Annotated in this window: 22 protein-coding genes; 13 read left to right on the top strand and 9 right to left on the bottom strand. The window is 48.6% G+C overall.

Annotation, left to right across the window (positions count from 1 at the left end):
* Positions 1-112: 112 nt before the first annotated feature.
* Genes aroK through DEU29_RS08790 form a run of 8 tightly spaced genes read left to right on the top strand, consistent with a single transcriptional unit; the run spans position 113 to position 6,937 of the window.
* On the top strand, positions 113-643 hold the full coding sequence (gene aroK / locus DEU29_RS08825; protein WP_133540001.1) for a shikimate kinase AroK: 531 nt from the start codon (positions 113-115) through the stop codon (positions 641-643).
* Between the two features lie 21 nt (positions 644-664).
* A complete protein-coding gene (gene aroB / locus DEU29_RS08820; RefSeq protein ID WP_133540000.1) occupies positions 665-1,735 on the top strand; it encodes a 3-dehydroquinate synthase in 1,071 nt (356 codons plus the stop codon).
* 22 nt (positions 1,736-1,757) lie between these two features.
* Positions 1,758-3,227, top strand: coding sequence for an AAA family ATPase (locus DEU29_RS08815; protein WP_133539999.1), 1,470 nt, complete (start codon positions 1,758-1,760; stop codon positions 3,225-3,227).
* Positions 3,228-3,284: 57 nt separating this feature from the next.
* Positions 3,285-4,166 (top strand): Dam family site-specific DNA-(adenine-N6)-methyltransferase, encoded by an 882-nt coding sequence (locus DEU29_RS08810; RefSeq protein WP_133539998.1) that lies wholly within the window; start codon positions 3,285-3,287, stop codon positions 4,164-4,166.
* Complete coding sequence (locus DEU29_RS08805) at positions 4,163-4,603, top strand: GNAT family N-acetyltransferase (protein ID WP_133539997.1); 441 nt, start codon at positions 4,163-4,165, stop codon at positions 4,601-4,603. The genes DEU29_RS08810 and DEU29_RS08805 overlap by 4 nt, the downstream gene beginning before the upstream one ends.
* Complete coding sequence (locus DEU29_RS08800; RefSeq protein ID WP_133539996.1) at positions 4,603-5,274, top strand: class I SAM-dependent methyltransferase; 672 nt, start codon at positions 4,603-4,605, stop codon at positions 5,272-5,274. Before DEU29_RS08805 ends, DEU29_RS08800 begins: the two co-directional genes overlap by 1 nt.
* Positions 5,271-5,750 (top strand): peroxiredoxin, encoded by a 480-nt coding sequence (locus DEU29_RS08795; protein WP_166635899.1) that lies wholly within the window; start codon positions 5,271-5,273, stop codon positions 5,748-5,750. Before DEU29_RS08800 ends, DEU29_RS08795 begins: the two co-directional genes overlap by 4 nt.
* 5 nt (positions 5,751-5,755) lie before the next feature.
* Positions 5,756-6,937, top strand: coding sequence for an NAD(P)/FAD-dependent oxidoreductase (locus DEU29_RS08790; RefSeq protein WP_133539994.1), 1,182 nt, complete (start codon positions 5,756-5,758; stop codon positions 6,935-6,937).
* 1 nt (position 6,938) lies between these two features.
* Here the strand turns inward: DEU29_RS08790 and DEU29_RS08785 are convergent, their stop codons facing one another.
* Positions 6,939-8,120 (bottom strand): JmjC domain-containing protein, encoded by a 1,182-nt coding sequence (locus DEU29_RS08785; protein ID WP_133539993.1) that lies wholly within the window; start codon positions 8,118-8,120, stop codon positions 6,939-6,941.
* A 98-nt stretch (positions 8,121-8,218) separates the two neighbouring features.
* Complete coding sequence (locus DEU29_RS08780; RefSeq protein WP_133539992.1) at positions 8,219-10,912, bottom strand: EAL domain-containing protein; 2,694 nt, start codon at positions 10,910-10,912, stop codon at positions 8,219-8,221.
* Positions 10,913-11,123: 211 nt separating this feature from the next.
* Between DEU29_RS08780 and DEU29_RS08775 the strand changes: the two genes are divergently transcribed.
* Positions 11,124-12,170, top strand: a complete 1,047-nt coding sequence (locus tag DEU29_RS08775) for a phospholipase A (protein ID WP_133539991.1) — start codon at positions 11,124-11,126, stop codon at positions 12,168-12,170.
* On the opposite strand, the gene DEU29_RS08770 is transcribed toward DEU29_RS08775, so the two are convergent.
* A complete protein-coding gene (locus DEU29_RS08770; protein WP_133539990.1) occupies positions 12,153-12,692 on the bottom strand; it encodes a DUF1415 domain-containing protein in 540 nt (179 codons plus the stop codon). The genes DEU29_RS08775 and DEU29_RS08770 overlap by 18 nt on opposite strands.
* 13 nt (positions 12,693-12,705) lie before the next feature.
* Here DEU29_RS08770 and DEU29_RS08765 point away from each other — a divergent pair, with 13 nt between their 5' ends.
* The gene (locus DEU29_RS08765; protein WP_243734532.1) at positions 12,706-13,167 is read left to right on the top strand and encodes a methyltransferase family protein; all 462 of its coding nucleotides are present in this window, start codon (positions 12,706-12,708) and stop codon (positions 13,165-13,167) included.
* Between the two features lie 12 nt (positions 13,168-13,179).
* Here DEU29_RS08765 and yjjG read toward each other — a convergent pair whose 3' ends face one another.
* Genes yjjG through DEU29_RS08740 form a run of 5 tightly spaced genes read right to left on the bottom strand, consistent with a single transcriptional unit; the run spans position 13,180 to position 16,228 of the window.
* Complete coding sequence (gene yjjG / locus DEU29_RS08760; protein WP_133539989.1) at positions 13,180-13,863, bottom strand: pyrimidine 5'-nucleotidase; 684 nt, start codon at positions 13,861-13,863, stop codon at positions 13,180-13,182.
* 27 nt (positions 13,864-13,890) lie between these two features.
* Entirely contained in the window at positions 13,891-14,331 is a 441-nt protein-coding gene (locus DEU29_RS08755; protein ID WP_133539988.1) for a nucleoside deaminase, read from the bottom strand.
* Positions 14,324-14,842 (bottom strand): DUF2937 family protein, encoded by a 519-nt coding sequence (locus tag DEU29_RS08750; RefSeq protein ID WP_133539987.1) that lies wholly within the window; start codon positions 14,840-14,842, stop codon positions 14,324-14,326. The genes DEU29_RS08755 and DEU29_RS08750 overlap by 8 nt, the downstream gene beginning before the upstream one ends.
* 4 nt (positions 14,843-14,846) lie before the next feature.
* On the bottom strand, positions 14,847-15,425 hold the full coding sequence (locus tag DEU29_RS08745; RefSeq protein WP_133539986.1) for a uracil-DNA glycosylase family protein: 579 nt from the start codon (positions 15,423-15,425) through the stop codon (positions 14,847-14,849).
* A 20-nt stretch (positions 15,426-15,445) separates the two neighbouring features.
* Entirely contained in the window at positions 15,446-16,228 is a 783-nt protein-coding gene (locus tag DEU29_RS08740) for a ferredoxin--NADP reductase (protein ID WP_133539985.1), read from the bottom strand.
* Between the two features lie 122 nt (positions 16,229-16,350).
* Here DEU29_RS08740 and DEU29_RS08735 point away from each other — a divergent pair, with 122 nt between their 5' ends.
* Together DEU29_RS08735 and DEU29_RS08730 are read left to right on the top strand one after the other, a co-directional pair.
* On the top strand, positions 16,351-17,412 hold the full coding sequence (locus DEU29_RS08735) for a PepSY-associated TM helix domain-containing protein (RefSeq protein ID WP_133539984.1): 1,062 nt from the start codon (positions 16,351-16,353) through the stop codon (positions 17,410-17,412).
* 30 nt (positions 17,413-17,442) lie between these two features.
* Positions 17,443-18,273 carry a DUF4198 domain-containing protein gene (locus DEU29_RS08730; protein WP_133539983.1) on the top strand — a complete coding sequence of 277 codons (831 nt, stop codon included), beginning with the start codon at positions 17,443-17,445 and terminating at the stop codon, positions 18,271-18,273.
* Between the two features lies 1 nt (position 18,274).
* Here DEU29_RS08730 and DEU29_RS08725 read toward each other — a convergent pair whose 3' ends face one another.
* Positions 18,275-19,279, bottom strand: a complete 1,005-nt coding sequence (locus tag DEU29_RS08725; protein ID WP_243734531.1) for a Vgb family protein — start codon at positions 19,277-19,279, stop codon at positions 18,275-18,277.
* A 107-nt stretch (positions 19,280-19,386) separates the two neighbouring features.
* On the opposite strand from DEU29_RS08725, the gene DEU29_RS08720 reads away from it, so the two are divergent.
* Positions 19,387-19,680 (top strand): SLC13 family permease, encoded by a 294-nt coding sequence (locus DEU29_RS08720; RefSeq protein WP_243734530.1) that lies wholly within the window; start codon positions 19,387-19,389, stop codon positions 19,678-19,680.
* Positions 19,681-19,757 lie beyond the last annotated feature (77 nt).

Below are 19,757 nucleotides of genomic sequence, written 5' to 3'. Positions count from 1 at the left end.
AAACGCTGGTGAATTGCGATAATCGCGCTTCTTTTCGTTGGGTTGGGGGACGTCTCTAGACACTCCGGATTCGTGAGTTACAGCTAATTTAAACAGTGATGTAAGCAGGAATATGGCTGAGAAACGTAATATTTTTCTTGTCGGCCCTATGGGCGCCGGCAAAAGTACTATTGGTCGTCAAATTGCCAGACAACTCCATCTAGATTTCTATGATTCTGACACAGAAATTGAACGCCGAACCGGTGCAGACATCAGCTGGGTATTTGAGCTGGAGGGGGAAGAAGGCTTTCGTGTAAGAGAAGAGAAAGTCATCGAGGACCTAACTGAGCACATGGGCATTGTCCTGGCAACAGGTGGTGGCTCCATCATGAGCAAAGAGAGTCGTAATCGATTATCGGCTCGCGGCGTGGTGGTTTATCTTGAAACGACAATAGAAAAGCAACTGGCCCGTACGCAGCGTGATAAACGACGCCCACTTATCGCCGAGGCGGATGATCCGCGCAAGGTATTGGAAGAGCTGGCCGAAGTTCGCAATCCTCTTTACGAAGAAATCGCTGACATCACCGTTCGAACTGATGAGCAAAGCGCGAAAGTCGTCGTCAACGAGATTGTCGAAAAACTTGGTGTTAACGGCTTAGGTTAAAACCATCAAACGGAGCTGCGCATGGCAAAAGTAACCGTCAAGCTCGCAGAGCGCAGCTACCCAATTGATATTAGCCCGAAGGCGCTGAGATCAGCAGCAAACCTTTTTCCCGGCAGCCCGCGCCAAATACTTATCGTCACCAACCCCACGGTCGCAGAACACTATTTGCAGCCTCTTTTGAGCGTGTTGCATTCGCATCATGTCGAAGTGTTTAACATGCAGGATGGGGAAGAGTACAAAAGCCTCACAACCTACGCCGACATCATGCAACAGTTAATCAGTGCAGGCTTTAATCGCGATTGTGCGATCATTGCCCTTGGGGGAGGGGTTGTCGGTGACTTAGCTGGCTTTGTTGCATCAACCTATCAGCGCGGGGTGGATTTTTATCAAATACCAACCACCCTGTTAGCACAGGTCGACTCTTCCGTTGGCGGTAAAACGGCCATCAATCATCCGCTGGGTAAAAATCTTATTGGCGCCTTTTACCAACCGCTGGCAGTGCTCATTGACACTGACTGCTTACAAACCCTCAGCGCACGAAATTATCGCAGCGGCTTGGCCGAGGTGGTCAAGTACGGCGTCATCTACGACGCGGAGTTCTTTCATTGGCTGGAAGACCATGTAGCTGAGTTGCGCAACCGGGACACCGCTGCATTAACCTACGCAATCGAGCGTTCCTGCGCCATAAAAGCGGAAGTTGTGGCTGCCGATGAACGCGAATCTGGCATAAGAGCGCTGCTGAACCTGGGTCATACCTTTGGTCACGCAATAGAGGCGGCAACTCACTATGGCGAATGGACTCATGGCGAAGCTGTTGCAGCTGGCACTGTTATTGCATCTAAACTGTCGGAAGTGACACAAAAGCTATCGTCGTCAGATTTCCGTCGCGTAGCCGACCTGCTCAACCAGCTGGGCTTGCCAATAAAAGCGCCACAGATGCCCTGGCAAGACTGGTTAAGCTATATGCAGCGTGACAAAAAAGTTAAAGACGGAAGACTGCACTTTGTCCTGCCAACAGCGATTGGTTCCGCTGAGGTAGTCAGTAACATCGAACACGAAACGATAGCTGCTGTGATCACTGAATGTTGCTAACGCATCAGACAGGAAAACAGTTATGCAAGCTTTGGCTCAACAACAGATTGTTGCCGCTCCGGTAAAAGTTAAAACATCTCAACAGCAGATTATTGACCAGATACATCATCACTGTCAGCAAACTGACACGGTGATTATGCTGCATGGCAGTGATGGTTCGGGTAAGACAACCATAGCGGAACTGTTCCTGGAACAAGCATCTAACTATGCTGAGTGCGCGTTTATTACTGTCAACGAACGCTCTACACCCGACCGTCTCCGCGCGCAAATATTAAACCAATTATTTGGCACTATCAGCTTAAGTGACGAAACGCTGAGTCGACAAATCCAACGCCAAACACCGTTAAAACACGCCGTCATTGTGATCGATAACGGCGAACAACTCAGCGAGAGCTTTTTAGCCGAATGCGTTGCTGCCATTAACCAACTGTCCGCAGTCGGTCAAAAAGTCAGTATTATTATCGCTGCCGACAGCCGTTGGGCGTATCAACAAAAGCCTGCACCTCACCTGCGTTTACAAGGCCCGGTTATGGTTGAGGTACAACCGCTGAATAAAGATGAGCAGGTGCAGTTTGTCCAGGCCTTGCTGCCAGAAAGACTTCAGCGGCTATGGAATTTTGATCGTATTCATCAGTTCCTGAGCACCATTAACGGTTATCCGGGTGAAATCCAGCAACGATTGCAACTGGCGCTGGCAACCCAAGCCCAACGCTACAAAGAAGATACTGCACCGGCAGACTCTGCTATTGACGAACCAGACGATGACCACGTCAAGTTAAGCCAAACGCATGAGCAAAATAAAGGCAGCGGAATAAAACTTGGCTACATAATTGCCGTAGCCATGTTAATCAGTCTGGCCGTTGTCGGGTTCATTAATAAAGAACAATTGACTGACTGGTTTAGCCAGACGCAGTCAGTCCCTGCAACAGCGGAATCGCCTGAATCAGCTCCCGAGCCAGTTAAAGCCGAGGCTCCGCAAGCACCAGTTGAGCTCCCTAGTTTCGAGCCGTTGGCTGAGCAGTCATTAGCGCTAATGCCCGAAGATCTTGCTATCTCTTACCGGGAAGCACTTGATGATCTTAACCGGGTTGCTGCTGCTGAAAATGACCCGCGTGAACTTGAGCTTGGGCTGATCAAAGAGCCCAAGCTAGCCGAAGCCGAAACAGTTGAACCGGCTGCCGCTCCCCCTCAGCGAGCACTACAAACAGATCAAGTTATGGCAGCCGACCCGCAACATTTTGCATTGCAAATTGCCATCATCACAACGGAGCGGTTATTAACAGAGTTCCGCAATGACTACGACCTGACCGAGAGTACCTCGGTGTATCAACGCGAAGATGGTCGTTACGTCATTATTTACGGAAATTATGCATCGCTGCAACAAGCACGCGATGCCACCTCTGAGCTGCCACAAGCCGTTCAACAGATGGAGCCCTGGGCCAAATCCTTTGCCGCTATGCAAACGGAAATTGCAGCACCAGTGCAACAGTAATTTTCATCACCCGGCCTTTGGGGTACACTAGCGTTAAGATTCACCAAAGGCCGGCAAATGAAAAAGAACAGGGCTTTTTTAAAATGGGCGGGCGGTAAGTACTCTCTTATCAATCCCATAAAAAATCAGTTGCCGCACGGTAAAAAGCTCATCGAACCCTTTGTCGGTGCAGGATCTGTATTTTTGAATACGGACTACGAAAGTTATCTGCTGAACGACATAAATGCCGATCTCATCACCCTGTACCAGTTTGTAAAACGCCGTCCCAAAACCTTTATTCAGGACGCCAAAAAGCTGTTTACTGCGCGTAACAACCAAGCCGATGTTTATTACGCACTGCGCGCAGAGTTTAATGCCAGTGCCGATCCTTATTACCGTTCGCTGTTGTTCTTATATATGAATCGCCATGGTTATAACGGACTTTGCCGCTATAACAGCAAAGGTATATTTAATGTGCCATTTGGCGATTACCGTAAGCCCTATTTTCCCGAAGCCGAATTAGAGTTTTTTGCTGAAAAAGCAAAGCGAGCCAAATTTATTTGTCACTCATTTGAGCATGTTTTTCGCCGCGCCCGCAAAGGTGATGTGATTTATTGCGATCCGCCCTATGCACCGCTGGTTCAGGCATCAAACTTTACCAGTTATGCAACCGGTGGTTTTGGACTGGGTGACCAAAGCGAGTTAGCTCGGCATGCACTGCGAGCGGCTTGTAAAAGACAAATACCTGTACTAATAAGTAATCACGACACGCCGTTGACGCGAGCGCTGTATGAGCCGGCAACGATAAGCCAATTATCCGTTGCCCGGAGTATTAGCCAGAAGGCTGATGGCAGGAAGCCGGTAAAAGAGTTGTTAGCATTGTATTCAGGCACCCTAACAGCCTCCACAGCAGGAAAGGTTATTCCAATTTCTAAACAGATTAAGAAAGTGGGCACATGAATTGGTTTTTACGTACCTTTGACGAACTATCTTTGCGGCAGCTATACCAATTGCTGAAGTTACGCCAGGACGTCTTTGTTGTTGAACAAAACTGTCCGTATTTAGATGCAGACGGTGAAGACGAGCAAGCCGAGCACTTATTTGCACGCTCTGATGATGCCCAGATGATAGCCTATGCGAGGTTATACCAAGCTAACGATAGCCAGAGCTACTCCCGCATCGGACGGGTGTTGACCGCACAGTCTGTGCGCCGCACAGGGCTCGGCCGCGAACTCATGCAACGCGCCATTGATTATCTTGAGCAGCGCTGTAGCAATGCGCCAATACGGGTTGGCGCGCAAGTCTATTTACTGCAATTTTATAAAGACTTCGGGTTTAAGCCCATCGGCGACGAATATCTTGAAGACGGTATTCCTCATATTGATATGGAGCGTTAATGAGCGTTGGCTTTGAGCTACAACAAACCGATAATGGTCTTGCCCTTGTTTGGTTAGATGAGCCCAGGTTTCAGCCATTAATTATTGATTTTCATAAGGGTAAAAGTGCCTATCGCGCGCAGCATAGTGCGTTAAAATCAGAGGCCATTGCCCGCGCTGTAGGAATCACCGGTAAGCGTCAACCGTCTGTTATCGATGCTACCGCCGGCTTGGCACGAGATGCTATGGTGATGGCTGGTTTTGGCTGTCAGGTATTGCTGATTGAGCGCCAGCCATACGTGCGGGCTTTGCTTAATGACGCGCTGGCCCGCGCACAAGCAAAGTCTGACGCTATTGGCGAAGCAGCAAAGCGGCTAAACCTTCTGGACGTATCGAGTATTAACGAAGTTGAGCACAATGCGGCGGATGTGGTTTATCTGGATCCGATGTATCCAAAAACCGGTAAACGCAAGGCGCAGGTTAAAAAAGATATGCAGATGTTTCAGCAACTGGTTGGCAGTGACCTGGATGCCGATGACCTGTTGCAGCCGGCTTTAAGCGTTGCGCGTTACCGTGTAGTCGTAAAACGCCCTAATTCAGCACCGTTTTTGAATGGTAATGAACCAAACCAGCAGTTAACCAGTAAAAAGCATCGTTTCGATATTTATATCAATCAAGGATTCGACAAATGATTAAAGAAAATGACCAAATTCCGAACGGCGCGCTTACCAGTAAAGGTGACTTAGGTATTCAGCATTATGACCCGCGCGAGATTTTTGCCAAAGGACGTCACGTACTGTTCGCCGTACCCGGCGCATTTACTCCGACCTGTTCGGAGAAGCATCTGCCAGGCTATGTCGAAAATGCCGAAGCCCTTAAAAAAGCTGGGGTTCAGAGCATTAACTGCCTGGCTGTGAACGATGCTTTTGTAATGAAAGCCTGGGGTGATTCCTTGGGGATCGGAGATCAGGTTCGGTTATTATCTGATGGTAACGGTGCTTTTAGCGAAGCCTTAGGTTTAGCCACAGACACAGGCGCGTTTGGCGGTATCCGCTCTAAACGATATGCCATGGTTATTGAGGATGGCGTCGTTGAGCACTTGTTTGTAGAAGATGACAAGCAATTCGAAGTCAGCAAAGCTGAATACGTATTAGAAAAACTGAAATAAACCCGATGCAGCAGTACGACACGATTATTATTGGCGCAGGTGCCGCCGGCCTGCATTGCGCAGCAAACGCGGCCCGCCGTGGCAAAAACGTACTGCTGCTTGATCACGCTAAACAAGCGGGAAAAAAAATACTTATTTCCGGAGGCGGACGCTGCAACTTCACGAATTTATACGCAAGCCCCGAAAATTATCTATCCAGCAATCCGCATTTTTGTAAATCAGCCCTGAGTCGTTACACCCAGTGGGACTTTATCGCACTGGTCGATCGCTACAAAATTCCGTATCACGAAAAAACCTTAGGCCAGTTATTCTGTGATAACTCCGCCAAAGACATCGTCAGGATGCTGTTGGATGAATGCGCGGAGCACGGTGCCAAAGTACAGTTACGAACCGACATAACAGCTGTTGAATACGATCAGTGCTATAAATTAACAACCAGCGCCGGCGATTATAATGCCAAACAATTAGTGGTAGCTTGCGGTGGTCTATCCATGCCGAAACTTGGCGCAACGCCATTTGGTTATCAGATTGCCGAACAGTTCGGCCACTCGATTATTCCTGTGCGCGCAGGGCTGGTTCCGTTCACCCTCCATGAAGAACAAAAACAACGGTTCGGTGAAGTTTCTGGTATCTCCGTACCTGTTACTGCGGCCAGTGGTGATGGCTACTTCCGAGAGGCTATGTTGTTTACGCATCGTGGCGTAAGTGGCCCTGCGGTGCTACAAATTTCCTCTTACTGGCAACCGGGCGAGCCGGTCAGTATTAATTTAATGCCCGACACTGATGCGCTGGACTGGCTGCAGTCGAGTCAACACAATAACCCCAAAATGCAATTATCAACGTTATTGCAAAATGCATTTCCTAAACGATTAGCGATCGCTCTCATTGATGAGTTTAACTGGCCGGGCGACAAACGTCTGGCAGATATCAACAAAGCAACGTTCAACGCAATTGCGAGCCAGCTGAACAATTGGCAGTTAAAACCCAATGGCACCGAGGGCTACCGCACTGCAGAGGTCACTCTGGGCGGTGTCAATGTTGACGAAGTAAGTTCTAAAACGATGGAGAGCAAGTTGCAGCCCGGGCTTTACTTTATTGGCGAAGTAGTAGACGTTACCGGCTGGCTCGGTGGTTATAACTTTCAATGGGCCTGGGCCAGTGCCTATGCCGCAGCAGAGGCACTGTAATTTAGTCAGCAAGCACCAGAAAACCACTTTGTAAGAAGCGTTGTGCCAGCGCGAGTTTAACCGCATCTTCCAGCCCGCCGGGAATATCTTTTACCCGAAACTCATCTGTATTGGCAATAAACTCAACACTCTCTCTGGCACCTAAATGAATTAGAATCTGCTCACCAGGCTGGCAGAAATCTACGATTTGTTCCGTTACGGTTATCTCACAGATGGCAAGCGGGTGGTGTCTAACCCGGGTATTTAAGTCTAATGAATTTATCGCCTTACCACTTGGTAATTTTGGCAGGTCGCGAATCATTCTAGTTTTGCGGCGGCTTAATGCAGCCTTGATAAAATCGTCTGCTTTGCAGGCATCGCTCAACCCACTCAGGTGTTCCCGGATCTGCTCCATAACTCTCCGCTGGTCTGTGTTGGCCGTCAGGCAATCTGCACGCGATCCTAACCCCATGCGTACTGGCTTGTTTAAATCAGAATAATGATCCAGCGCGGCATTGATAGCGTCTCTGATAGTTACAGGAACAAAACCAATCGCAATGTGAATTGACTCCGATGTCGACTGCACCGTATGCGCAGTCCCTCTCGGTATATAGATCAGATCACCGGGTTTTACATCTACAGTGTGATAGTCCTTCATTTGCGGCGGTGTTTCACCAGCAAATTTCCACTTGTTTGGGTATACAGGGCGGTCTTTAGAGATAAACCACCTTTTAGTTCCTTCCAGCTGCACCACAATAACGTCAACATCATCATAATGTATGGGAGCCGCGGCTCCCGCCTCACTCCAGAATACAACCACACCAACTTCAGATTGAGTTTGCACTTCCAGTGAGCGTGTAAAACGCGTTAAGGCATCCGACAACTCGGTAACCTCAGGGATACGAATAGTATACCCCCCACTAAAGTATTCATTTATCAGGGCATAGAAGGCATCAGCATCATCAACAGCCCGTGGAGTAGGCGCGGGGCCTTTGGGTGAGCGGGAATGACTAGTCAGAGTTGGCGCATAGCGCTTAAAGTCACTAAGCAATTGTTGACGTGGGTTTTCGCCGGCTAGCTTTAAACGTGCTGCGTTTTCTTCCGTCAGCACCAGCGGCTTTTGACCAAAAAATTCATCGAAAAACTGATCGTAAGAAATGGGCGAAATGACCGACTCTACAACATTAATCGACTTCGAACTCATTGTATGTTCCGCCTAAAACCTCAAGGTTAACCAAAAATAAGTTTATCCTCAGGCATAATTTGTAACGAAATTTGTTTTACCACATCACGCCGTGTTAATCATCCGTGAAACTGCCAGTCAGATGGGCAATTCCAGTTACTTACCCAGTCGTGTACATCCGTTGCCGGCATAGGCCTGGCAATGCCGTAGCCCTGGCCTATATCGCAGCCCAAAGCGACCAGAAGACGACCCTGCTCGGGGGTTTCCACACCCTCTGCAATCACGTTAAAGCCAAAAGCATCCGCTAAACCCATGATACCTTTTACAATAGTCATGTCGGTATCGTCGCCCTGCATATCGCGCACAAAGCTTTGATCAATTTTTAATGTTTGCGCAGGTAATCTTTTTAGGTAGTCCAGAGCGGCATATCCGGTACCAAAATCGTCTAATGAAACACTCACGCCAAGCGCTTTACAGCGTTCAATTACTTTTGCAGCTTCGTTGATCTTGCCAATAGCCGCACTTTCAAGAATTTCTATTTCAAAGTCAGCGGGCTCGACCTTGGGATGATTGCGTAAATGTGTCACTAACGCTTCAACAAACCGCTGGTCTAGTAACTGCAACGCACTGACATTAACGCTTACCGGCAGCTTCAAGCCGGCCTTACGCCATGCTTCCATTTGCGTTAATGCTTGTTCAATCACGAAGTCACCAACCTCTATCGAAAAAGGATGCTGCTCTATGTGAGGTAAAAAGTCGCCCGGCGGTACCAGTGTGCCATCCGCTTTCTGCCAACGCAGCAGGGCTTCAACGCCAACAACTTGACACCGTTTCATATCAACCTTGGGTTGGTAATACAAAATCAGTTCTTTGTGTTCCATTGCACGACGGAGCTTTTTGATCAGTTGAGTTAACTGAGTTTGTTCACGCTCGCGCTCCGCATCAAACCAATTAACCTGGTCACGACCTTTACGCTTAGCCATATGCAGGGCCTGAGTCGCATGGCGAATCAAAGTGTCCGCATCGTGTTTATCATTAGGATAAGCGGTCGCGCCGATACTCGCGGTAATTTGCAAAGTTCGACCATCAATAGACATTGGCGCTGAAGTTTCCTCACGGATACGCTCAAGCAAATTATTGATTACTGAAGTATCGCAGTGGCCCTCCAGAATGAAGATAAATTCATCGCCGGTGACTCGCCCCAGGGTGTCCCCGCTGCGTAGCAAATGATTAAGCCGACTAGCCATGCACTCGATTGTTTTATCGCCGATGACATGACCGAAACGTGCATTAATCGCTTTAAAGTTATCAATATCAAGCGACGCCACAACCACTGATTTGGTATCTCGGTTGGCTAAGTTAATTGCATGTTCCAGGCGATCCCGTACCAGCATGAGATTCGGTAGTCCGGTCAAAGCATCGTGATAGGCCTGATGTTCTAGTTCTCGCTGATGAGCTTCAGCGCGCTCGGTAACATCTGAAGAAACCGAAATGAAGTTCTGTATCGTGCCATGCTCATTACGAATGGCGCTAATTGACGATTGTTCCGCGTATAGTTCGCCGTCCTTGCGACGATTCCACAGCTCTCCCTGCCAATAGCCCTCACGCAGGATACGATCCCACATAGCTTTGTAGAACGCCTTGTCCTGGCGTCCGGATTGTAAAAATCGCGGATTTTTCCCCAACACTTCTTGCTTGCTGTAACCGGTCATTCGCGAAAAAGCAGGGTTGACGTCAACGATACGTCCGTTTGCATCGCTGACAGTTATACGGTCATGGCTGTGGTTAAACACCTTGTCTGACAGCACTAGACGACGTTTTACAAAGCGCAAAATAAGTAAAGCGAGGAACAGACTGACAACTAATGCAAGTGGCGAAATAACAGCATAACGCCACAACTCGCCTTTTGCTGCAGTATACTGTGCCGCTGATTGTTGCTCTAAGTTAGCGATAATCTGCTGTTCTACTTGCTTCACTTGCGCGATCAGTCGCGATTGGCGTTGATACCAGTTCTCTAAGTTGGTCTGGCTTAATAATGCTTGCGGATTTTCCGACTCCAGTATCTGCTCTCGCAAGTTTGTTGCCACTGACTGTAAATTGATCACGTCTGCCAGCTGTGTCTGATTTTGTAGCCCTACCAATAAACTCTTTTGTCGACCTGCCAAATAAACAAGATCGCGCAAATCAATCGAGTTTAATTGCTGCTCAGCGATAGCGACACCAAGCAAAGCGCGCTCCTGACCAAGTAACTCGCGTAACCGGTTGAGGATAAAATACGCATTCAATTGCCGCGCAAACCGGGGGGCTGAAACATCCCGTGATAATCGACTAATTTGGTCATTAAAAGCGGCTATCGGCTTGCTGTAAAACGCGATGACTTCGTTGCTGTTTATCGTCGCTGTAGTGATCTGACTACGTATTTCTTTTAGTTGTGACAGGTCGCGCAGAATTTCAGATAAGTTTTTGTAGGTGGCGCTTTGTCGATGCGCCGGGGTGGTACTGTCGAGACGTTGTTCTAAATCGGCTAAGACAGTGTCCGTTCGCTGTTGGCTCTCTTGTAAACGCTGCCCGAAGGCAGCAGCACCCGTTTTTAGCCGCAGAACACTATAGTCTCGTTCATCCTGCAAGTTACCAACTAACTGCCCGGCATCAACAGTCAACGCGAGGTTGCTTTTCAAGCGATCGATTTGACTCACCGACGTGCCTAATTGGAGAATGTTACTGGCAGTAACCCAGGCAATGACCAACACGGGCAGTAGAAAAGCCAGCCCAAAGCGCACGTAAAGCGGTAACTGGTCAAATAAACGAATCATCGTAGTTTTGATTTGCCAAATGTTCAGCAACGCGTTACCTACCTTCTCTTTTATACCGTTCAATTAATCGCGAAGCATAGCATAACGTTAAGGTAAAACTTACGTAAAATGATCACAATGCGTTTACCGCAACGTATTAGTCGATAGACACCAAGCTTAGGCTTGGTAAACTTATTACTTAACTGCACCGATTTGCTAAAGGGATGACTTAATGAGCCTAACCCGTCTTTACCTCTCAGTTACTGCAGGAGCACTTGCATTATTTTCACTACAGGCAGGCGCCCAACAAAACGAACAACAGCAGTGTTTGCTTGAACGGCTCCAAAGTGCCGATGAGGATGTTACCGTAGCGGAGATTAAAGCCTGGTGCGAAAAATCGCTCGCTCGAGTCGAGAACTCTACAGACAGCGAAGAGGTAGTTCAGGTCGATGCGGTGGAAGATAAGCCGGGGGCACTAACCGAGCGAATGCGCAGTGAGCAACTGACTGAATTCGATCCCTATGTACTAACGCCTCATCGACGTAATTACATACTGCCAGTGCTAACAAGCAACAACATTAACCGTCTGCAATACGCAGACGTTGAAGGTTACGAACAAAATCTTGAAGATCTCGAAGCTAAAGTTCAGTTAAGCTTTAAAGTGCCGCTAATTAAAGACAGTTTGTTATTTGAAAATGACCGCCTCTTTTTTGGCTTCACAGTACAATCCTGGTGGCAGGTATACTCTGATGAAATTTCTAAGCCTTTCCGGGAAACCAATTATATGCCCGAGTTTGTGTACGCAACACCGACCGGGTGGCATCCTTTTGGCACCAATACAGCAATAGCATTTGGTGCGGAACATCTCTCTAACGGACGCAGCCAGCCTTTATCGCGCAGCTGGAACCGGTTTTATGCACAATTTGTGGTCGAAGACGGTGATTGGGTGTTTTCCTTTAAGCCCTGGATCAGATTACAAGAGGACGCTAAAGAAGACCCCTTGCAGTCTAGTGGTGACGACAACCCAAATATTGAGGATTACGTCGGCAATTACGAATTCTCGACCGCATATAATGACGGTGACTTTGAATATATTTTCCGCATCCGGCATGCCATAGACACGGGCCGCGGGTCGGCAGAAATTAACTGGACCTTCCCGCTGTGGGGTAAATTTACCGGCTACACCAGCTTATTCACCGGATACGGCGAGAGCCTGATTGACTACAACCACAAGCAAACTCGCTTTGGTGTAGGCATTGCGCTAAACAATATCCTTTAAAATAGCCTCAAAGAATTGTGCGCCTTTACGACGTGCGAACTCAATATTACGCTCGGGGATTGCCTCAGGGCTATCGGTTTGCGCAAGCGCCTGTGCCATCGATTCTTCTCGCAGAATGTGCAAGGTTGGATGCGGTGAGCGGTTAGTGTAATTGGCTGGGTCGTCAACCGCTTCACCTTCAAAACAGTAGTCAGGGTGGAAGTGCGCCAGCTGGTAAACGCCTTCATAGCTGCTCATGGCTAATAGCCGCTCCGCTACCGCAATTAAATCAAGAAAATCGTCGAAATTTTTAAACGTTGGCAGTATTAGCAAGGTGGTTTCTGTGCCCGGGTTCTCATCCAGGTAACGGCATTCGTTAATCAATTTATCCAGTGTCGCTTCGAACTGCGTATCGTTAAAAACAACATAACGGACGGTTTGCTGCTCTAATTCCTTGCGTGCAAACGGACAGATATTGTATTTAACAATCAGCCGTTGCACCCAAGCCTCGGTTTGGCTAATAATCACAACATCGCTCAACACAAAAGACTCCTAAATGATGAAAGCGCTCGAGCTCAAAATACCACCGGTGATTATCGTCGTGCTAGTCGCCGGCTTGATGTTATTAGTCGCGTCATTGTTCCCGCAAGTGCAGTTTGGGCCTCTACCCAATTGGATCTCGCTTGCTGTAGCGATACTGGGTGTCATTCTGCCACTGGTAGCGGCGATTAGTTTTCGGCGGGCCCAAACAACGGTACATCCATCTAACCCCGAAAAAACCTCTACCATCGTAACTACCGGCATCTACCGTGTCACCCGCAACCCGATGTACCTGGGTTTTGCATTTATACTACTGGGCTGGGGATTATACCTCGGTAACATGGTGGCCTTGTTTGGCTTACCGGCTTACATGTTCTATATGAATGCGTTTCAGATAAAACCCGAAGAGCGCATTTTAACCGAGAAATTCGGCCAAGCCTACCAAGACTACCGCAGCAAAGCGAACCGATGGCTTTAGTCGTGGACGGACTCAACTATTTGCCAGTAGCGCGGTTAGCTCATCTAAGTGAGTTATCGTGTGATTAGCTTCGATATTGCTGTTATCAGCATCATCGCCGCGTTTAAACCAGCACGTATGCCAGCCGGCGTTGATACCGCCGAGAATATCGGAGTGCGGATTGTCACCGACCATCAGAATTCGCTCGGCTGGGACTGACTCGTTAATGTGGTTTCTGTGGGTATGGTGGAAGATTTCCGGATCGGGTTTAGCCATTCCCACTTCTTCTGAAACCACCAAAAACTCAAAGTACTTATCGGTTTGTGTTTTTTGCAGGCGTTCTTGTTGCAGCTCGGTGAAGCCATTGGTGATAATACCCATGCGAGTATTGCCGTGCAGGGTATCCAACAACCTGCGTGTGCCTTCAATGGTTTCGCTAACGTCGGCCATGCACTGCATAAATTCCAAATTGATTGCTTCTGAGGGCTTACCAAAGTATGGTTCCCAGGGCACAAAACGTCGTTGCTTGATGTCTTTAGCTTGTAGCTTACCTTGCTGAAAGCCTTGCCACAGCGGCGCGTTGACGGTTTTAAATTGGCTAAAAACAGCCTCATTAAAGTCTAATTCATAACGCCAAAACAGGGTTTCCAGACCCTTTCGGGCATCAAAACTAAACAAGGTTTCGTCGGCGTCAAAGACAACCCAATCGTATGGCATAACTACTACTCCCGAAGCTATTATTCACTACTCACAGCCAATATCTTCGTTCCACAATTGCGGTGACTGCTGAATAAACGTCTGCATCAATGCAATACAGGGCTCTGCCTGCACCACTTCGACTTCTACGCCTCGTGATCTTAACAGCTCTTCCTCGCCCATAAAGGTCTTGTTCTCGCCAATCACCACTTTTGGTATGCCGTACAGCAAAATAGCCCCTGTACACATCGGGCAGGGCGACAACGTCGTATAGAGAACGCTATTTTTATAAACCGATGCCGGCTGACGTCCGGCATTTTCCAGTGCATCCATTTCGCCATGCAGAGTTGCACTACCTTGTTGTACGCGTTGATTATGTCCGCGGCCGATAATTTCACCGTTGTGAACAATCACTGAGCCAATCGGAATACCACCCGTTTCCATACCCTTTTTTGCCTCAGCCAACGCGGCTTCCATAAATTTATCCATGTTGTTCTCCCGTTTGCTTCTTTCGCAGAGGTAATAACAGTAAACGCAGCAAAGACTCCATTATCACAGCCACGAGAAGCCCTAAAATCAAACCAATGGCCATCGCATGCGGTGTCAGCTGAATGGCATAAGTGTAACTTGTCACCACTTCGCTTCGAATATCCGTTTGCGGACCAACGAAGGTTTGCCAGTAGGCGGACCGCAGACTCTGTTGGTAATTAGATAACGCCTGTTGTAACTGCTGATTACGTTGGTAAATAGCATCGATGCTATCACCACCCTCGCTAAACACCTGATCACCTGATTCTCGGTAATAGGCTATTAGCTGTTCGATATCGCCATTAAAATAACGGTCTGCTTCTTGCTGAAATTCATCAAGTGCTTGCTGTGACTCGATTGCATGCGACTGAAGTGCTTTACCATATTGGTCGACAAAGTGTGGAACCTGCACACCAATAAGCACGCCAAAAATAAAAGTAATCAGGCGCAGATAAGAATAGAACACCCGCATAGTGTCACCTCAATTGCGCAATGCGCTGCTTAAGTTCGGGCAAAACCTCGACTTCAAACCAGGGGTTTTTACGTAACCATAGATTATTACGCGGGCTGGGGTGTGGCAATGGCAAAACTCCCTGTTCCAGGTGCATTTGCCAATCTTTTACGCGCTGGGTTAATGTTTGCCTGGTCGTTTTCTTTACGTGCCATTGCTGGGCGTATTGGCCTATAGCTAAAATAAGCTCAAGATTTGGCAGCTCAGCGAGTATGGACGCACGCCAGGTATCCGCACACTCCTTACGCGGCGGCAAGTCGCCGGATTTGCCGGTACCAGGATAGCAAAAACCCATTGGCACAATAGCCAACTGCTGAGGATCGTAAAAGTCGGCTTTATCTACACCCATCCAGTCGCGCAATCGGTCGCCGCTCGGATCATCAAATGGCTTACCTGACTCATGTACCCGGCGGCCTGGTGCCTGTCCGGCAATCAGAATGCGCGCATTAGGATGAAATTGAACCACCGGCCGGGCACCCAACGGCAGGTGTTTATCACAGAGCTGACAAGCTCGAATGTCGGTCAGTAATTGGTGCCAGCTGATAGCGCATCCCCGAGCGTCTGTTATTTTTCCAAAAAGGCCTGTTCAATCACATAGTCACCTTGTTTGCGTGAGGTGGCTTTGGTAAATCCGCGGCCATTTAGTATCGCCATAATATCATCCAGCATAGCGTTGTTTCCGCACAGCATAAAGCGGTCGCTGGCCGGGTCGATCGCCGGCAAGCCAAGTTGCTGCGTTAACGTGTCTGTTTCCAGAAGCGTGGTAATGCGTTGTTGGTGCGCCTCGTCCATAAACGCCTCACGAGTTACTGTCGGGTAATAAATTAGCTTTTCACGTACCCAGTCGCCAAAGAACTCATTGTTTGGCAATTGCTGCTGAATCTCTTCCTGATACGCTAGTTCCGATACATAACGTACTCCGTGTACTAGCACGATTTTATCGAAGCGCTCGTACATATCAGGATCTTTTATCACACTCATAAACGGCGCCAGTCCAGTGCCGGTCGCGAGCAAGTATAAATTCTTGCCGGGTAGCAGATGGCCCGGCACCAGTGTTCCGGTAGGGCGGGTCGATAACACTACTTCATCTCCCACCTGAATATGTTGTAAGCGCGACGTGAGTGCGCCGTCCGGCACTTTGATACTAAAAAACTCCAGCTCGTCTTCGTAATTAGCGCTGGCAATGCTGTAGGCACGCAACAACGGCTTATCTTCCAGCTGCAAACCCATCATCACAAATTGACCATTTTCGAAGGTAAACGTCGGCTTGCGCGTGGTTTTAAAGCTAAACAGGGTATCGTTCCAATGACGTACAGCTGTGACCGTTTCCGAAATAATACTTCTCATAACACCTGCTCTTAACTTTTACTAAAGAATGCATCCACGATTACTATATTGTAAATGCGAATTGTTTGCATATAGAGTAACACCAAGTTCTGTTGTCACCAAATAGTTGTTGTTACATCGTTATGCGCGCTAAAACCATTAAAGACTGGCACTGGATCAGCTCGGCAATTTGCCTAATCGGCATGCTACTGTTTTCGGTTACCGGTATTACGTTAAACCACGCCGGCTGGATTGAATCAAGCCCGGATGTGGAGGTGTTCGAAACGTCCTTGCCTAAAAACACCCTGGACCAGTTATCGAGTGCATCCGGTAGTGACGCGCTCCCCGCAGCGTTCGAACAATGGTATGCGGAACAGTCCGGTTATGCACTTAGCAACAATGCGCAAATTGAATGGAGTGACTACGAGCTTTACGTCGGCATGCCGCAACCCGGTGGCGACCGTTGGTTTAGTGTCGATTTAACCAGCGGTGAGATTTACGGCGAAAATACCGATCGTGGCTGGATTGCTTATTTAAATGATCTGCATAAAGCTCGCAATACCGGCTTTATCTGGAGTCTGTTTATTGATGTTTTTGCCATCGCCAGCATAATTTTTACCATGACGGGGTTATTACTTTTGAATAAATACAGTAAAGGACGAAAATCCACCTGGCCACTGATTCTGGCCGGTTTCATGATTCCCTTGTTTGCCATTATCGGATCAGCCCATGCCGCCGATAAGCCCTTACCAACGGCGACACTCAGTATCGAAATACCACGGCTTAATGTCGCAGAATATCATCCACCTTATGTTGCCGTCTGGTTGGCTAACGAGCGTCAACAGCGAGTCGCTGATATTGCCGTATGGTATGACTTACGCTTAGCCAACAATGAGAGTGAAAAGTGGCTTAAAGACCTGCGTCAATGGTGGCGCCGCAGCGGTCGCATGGCAGAAATGCCTATCGATGGTGTATCAGGTGCCACTCGTCGGCCGGGCACACAGACTGTAGAGCTAACTCCGCTGTTAAAACAGCTGCCACAACTGCAACCCGGCAACTATTACCTGTATATCGAAGCCGCCCGGGAAGTCGGTGGCCGCGAGCTACTGCGTTTACCTCTCACACTACCGTTAACCAATGCCTTGTCAGTAACTGAGTCAGGTGAACACGAATTGGGCTCGGTAACACTCCACCTACTTCCTTAACCTTGATTGCCAATACCTGGAGCATTATTTATGAAATTATCTTCTGTATTAACCACTAGCCTGGCAGTACTCACGTTATTTGCCAGCACCAGCTCGAATGCCCACCGAATCTGGATAAAACCAAGCCATACCGTTGTTTCCGGCGAAGCAGAATGGGTAACCTTTGACGCGGCCATCGCCAATGGCCTGTTTTATCCTGATCATTTCCCTCTGGCGTTAGATCGCGTTAACGCCATGGGCCCTGATGGTAACGCCATCACCCTGGAGAACGGTCATAAGGGTAAGTACCGTTCGGTGTTTGATATCGAGCTTGAACAAGAAGGTACTTACACCATTTATTCAGCCAGCTCAGGGTTAACGGCGCGCTGGGTTGATGACAATGGCCAGCGGCAATTCTGGCCGCCTCGTGGCAGTCAAAAAAGTAACGCGGACTTTTATAAGGAAGTGCCAAAAAGCGCCAAGCAGTTAGAGGTTAGCGAGCGTTCACGTCGAGTAGAAACGTTTGTGACTGCGGGTATGCCGACCTACGACACGCTGGGCGCGACAGGCAGAGGCCTTGAGTTGGAACCCGGCACACATCCTAACGACCTGTACACCGGTGAAACCATCAATTTTACCTTTATGATGGACGGAAAACCTGCTGCGGGGACTAACATTTTGTTAGTCAAAGGTGCAGAGCGCTATCGTGACCAAGCTGACGAAGTGTCGCTAACCACGAATAACAAAGGCGAAGTCAGCTTTAGCGTGGACGAGCCTGGCATGTACTGGTTAGAAGCTGAATACCAGGACAATAACGCAGAAGCCCCAGCGACCCAACGCCAGGGCTCCTATGTGGCCGTTTTAGAGGTTTTATCGCTGTAACTTAAGGCGTTAAGCGAACAACACCCACGGTATCGACATCGGTACCGAACCAAATCGAATCGGTCGATTCGTCATAATACATATGGCGAATCGTACCGCCACCACTGGGTATTTCCATCGGTTCAGAAAAGGTTTTTGACTCGGTATCAAAACCCACCAAGCGGTTAGGCTGCATGCCGGTTTCGACAAACCACACGTCATCACGTTTATCGATAGCCATGCCATAGGGCCGTGAGTTTATTTCACCGGGAGCACGCCAGTCATTATTCTCGCCGGACTCCGGATCATAAACACCGACATACCCCTGGTTATAGTCGACGTACCAAATATGGCCATCACTGGTCATGCCGAGGCGGCGCGGCCGGTTATCGTCACGATTCAGCTCGATTTCCTTTAGTTGACCCTTTTCGATTGTCGCCAACTTGTTGGTGCCAAACAGCGTCGCCCAGGGTTTGTCATTTTCTACGATTAAGCCATAAGGACGAGCACTATCAGTCGGCACATCCCACAACATGATTTGCTCGCTATCGGTGTCTAAAAAACCCAACTGATTGCCATTTTGTACGGTAAAGTAAATATCACCGTTACTGGTAAAATCCATGGTGTGACTATCTTTGGTGCCCCCGCCCGGCAACGGAAATTGCTTAACGCTGCCGTCATTCGGGTTAACCAGACCAATATGCTCATCCAGATTACCGGCGTACCATGCACCTCGGTCATCAACAATCACCGTATGCGGGTGTGCACCCTCGGGGATTTCATAGCGTTTAAAATCGCCACTGTCCGGGTTAAGTGTTGCCACATAGTTACCAGACTGTCCCACAAACCAAACCGTACCGTTATGCACCCAGGGGTCTCGGGGCCGCGTATCTTCCCATGGCACATCCCACTCCTGAACTTGTGCTGTTGCCAAACCGCTGGCAGACTTGTGGTGATCAGCACTTGCATCGCCGATAAAAAATAACGCAGAGAGCGTCGCTGCTATCATCGTATAAGGCAGTCTCATCGTATTAACTCCTTGGTAACTAATACACTAGGTATAGTTAAGTTCAGCCGCTAGTACAACTCGTCGCTTGCGTGTAAGGTATCTAAAATTATAACGAGGCACGCGATATGCTGGATCAATGGTTAATTGGTATTATCCTACTGGCGATGTTGGTGCTACTGGTCATAGACAAGTGGCGCTACGACTTAGTCGCAATGATGGCGCTGCTGACGGCCGCCGTGCTTGGACTAGTGCCCACTACGGAGGTTTTTTCAGGCTTTGGTAATGCGGCAGTTATAACCGTTGCGGCAGTGTTGGTTATCAGCCAGGCGCTTTGGCGTTCTGGTGTTGTAGACGCGCTGGCGGGGTGGATGAAAAACATCGGCGATAACCCCTTACTGCAGTTAGCAGTTTCGCCGTAAACCCTCGCCCGATGAGGGCGGGGATATAAGGCGTAGGTTTTATAGTCAGTCTGCGACCTTGACTCAGATAAAGGCGC

The organism is Idiomarina aquatica, assembly GCF_004362895.1.
In the GTDB taxonomy this organism is placed as follows: Bacteria; Pseudomonadota; Gammaproteobacteria; order Enterobacterales; family Alteromonadaceae; genus Idiomarina.
This window is presented reverse-complemented; position numbering and strand designations above follow the sequence as displayed.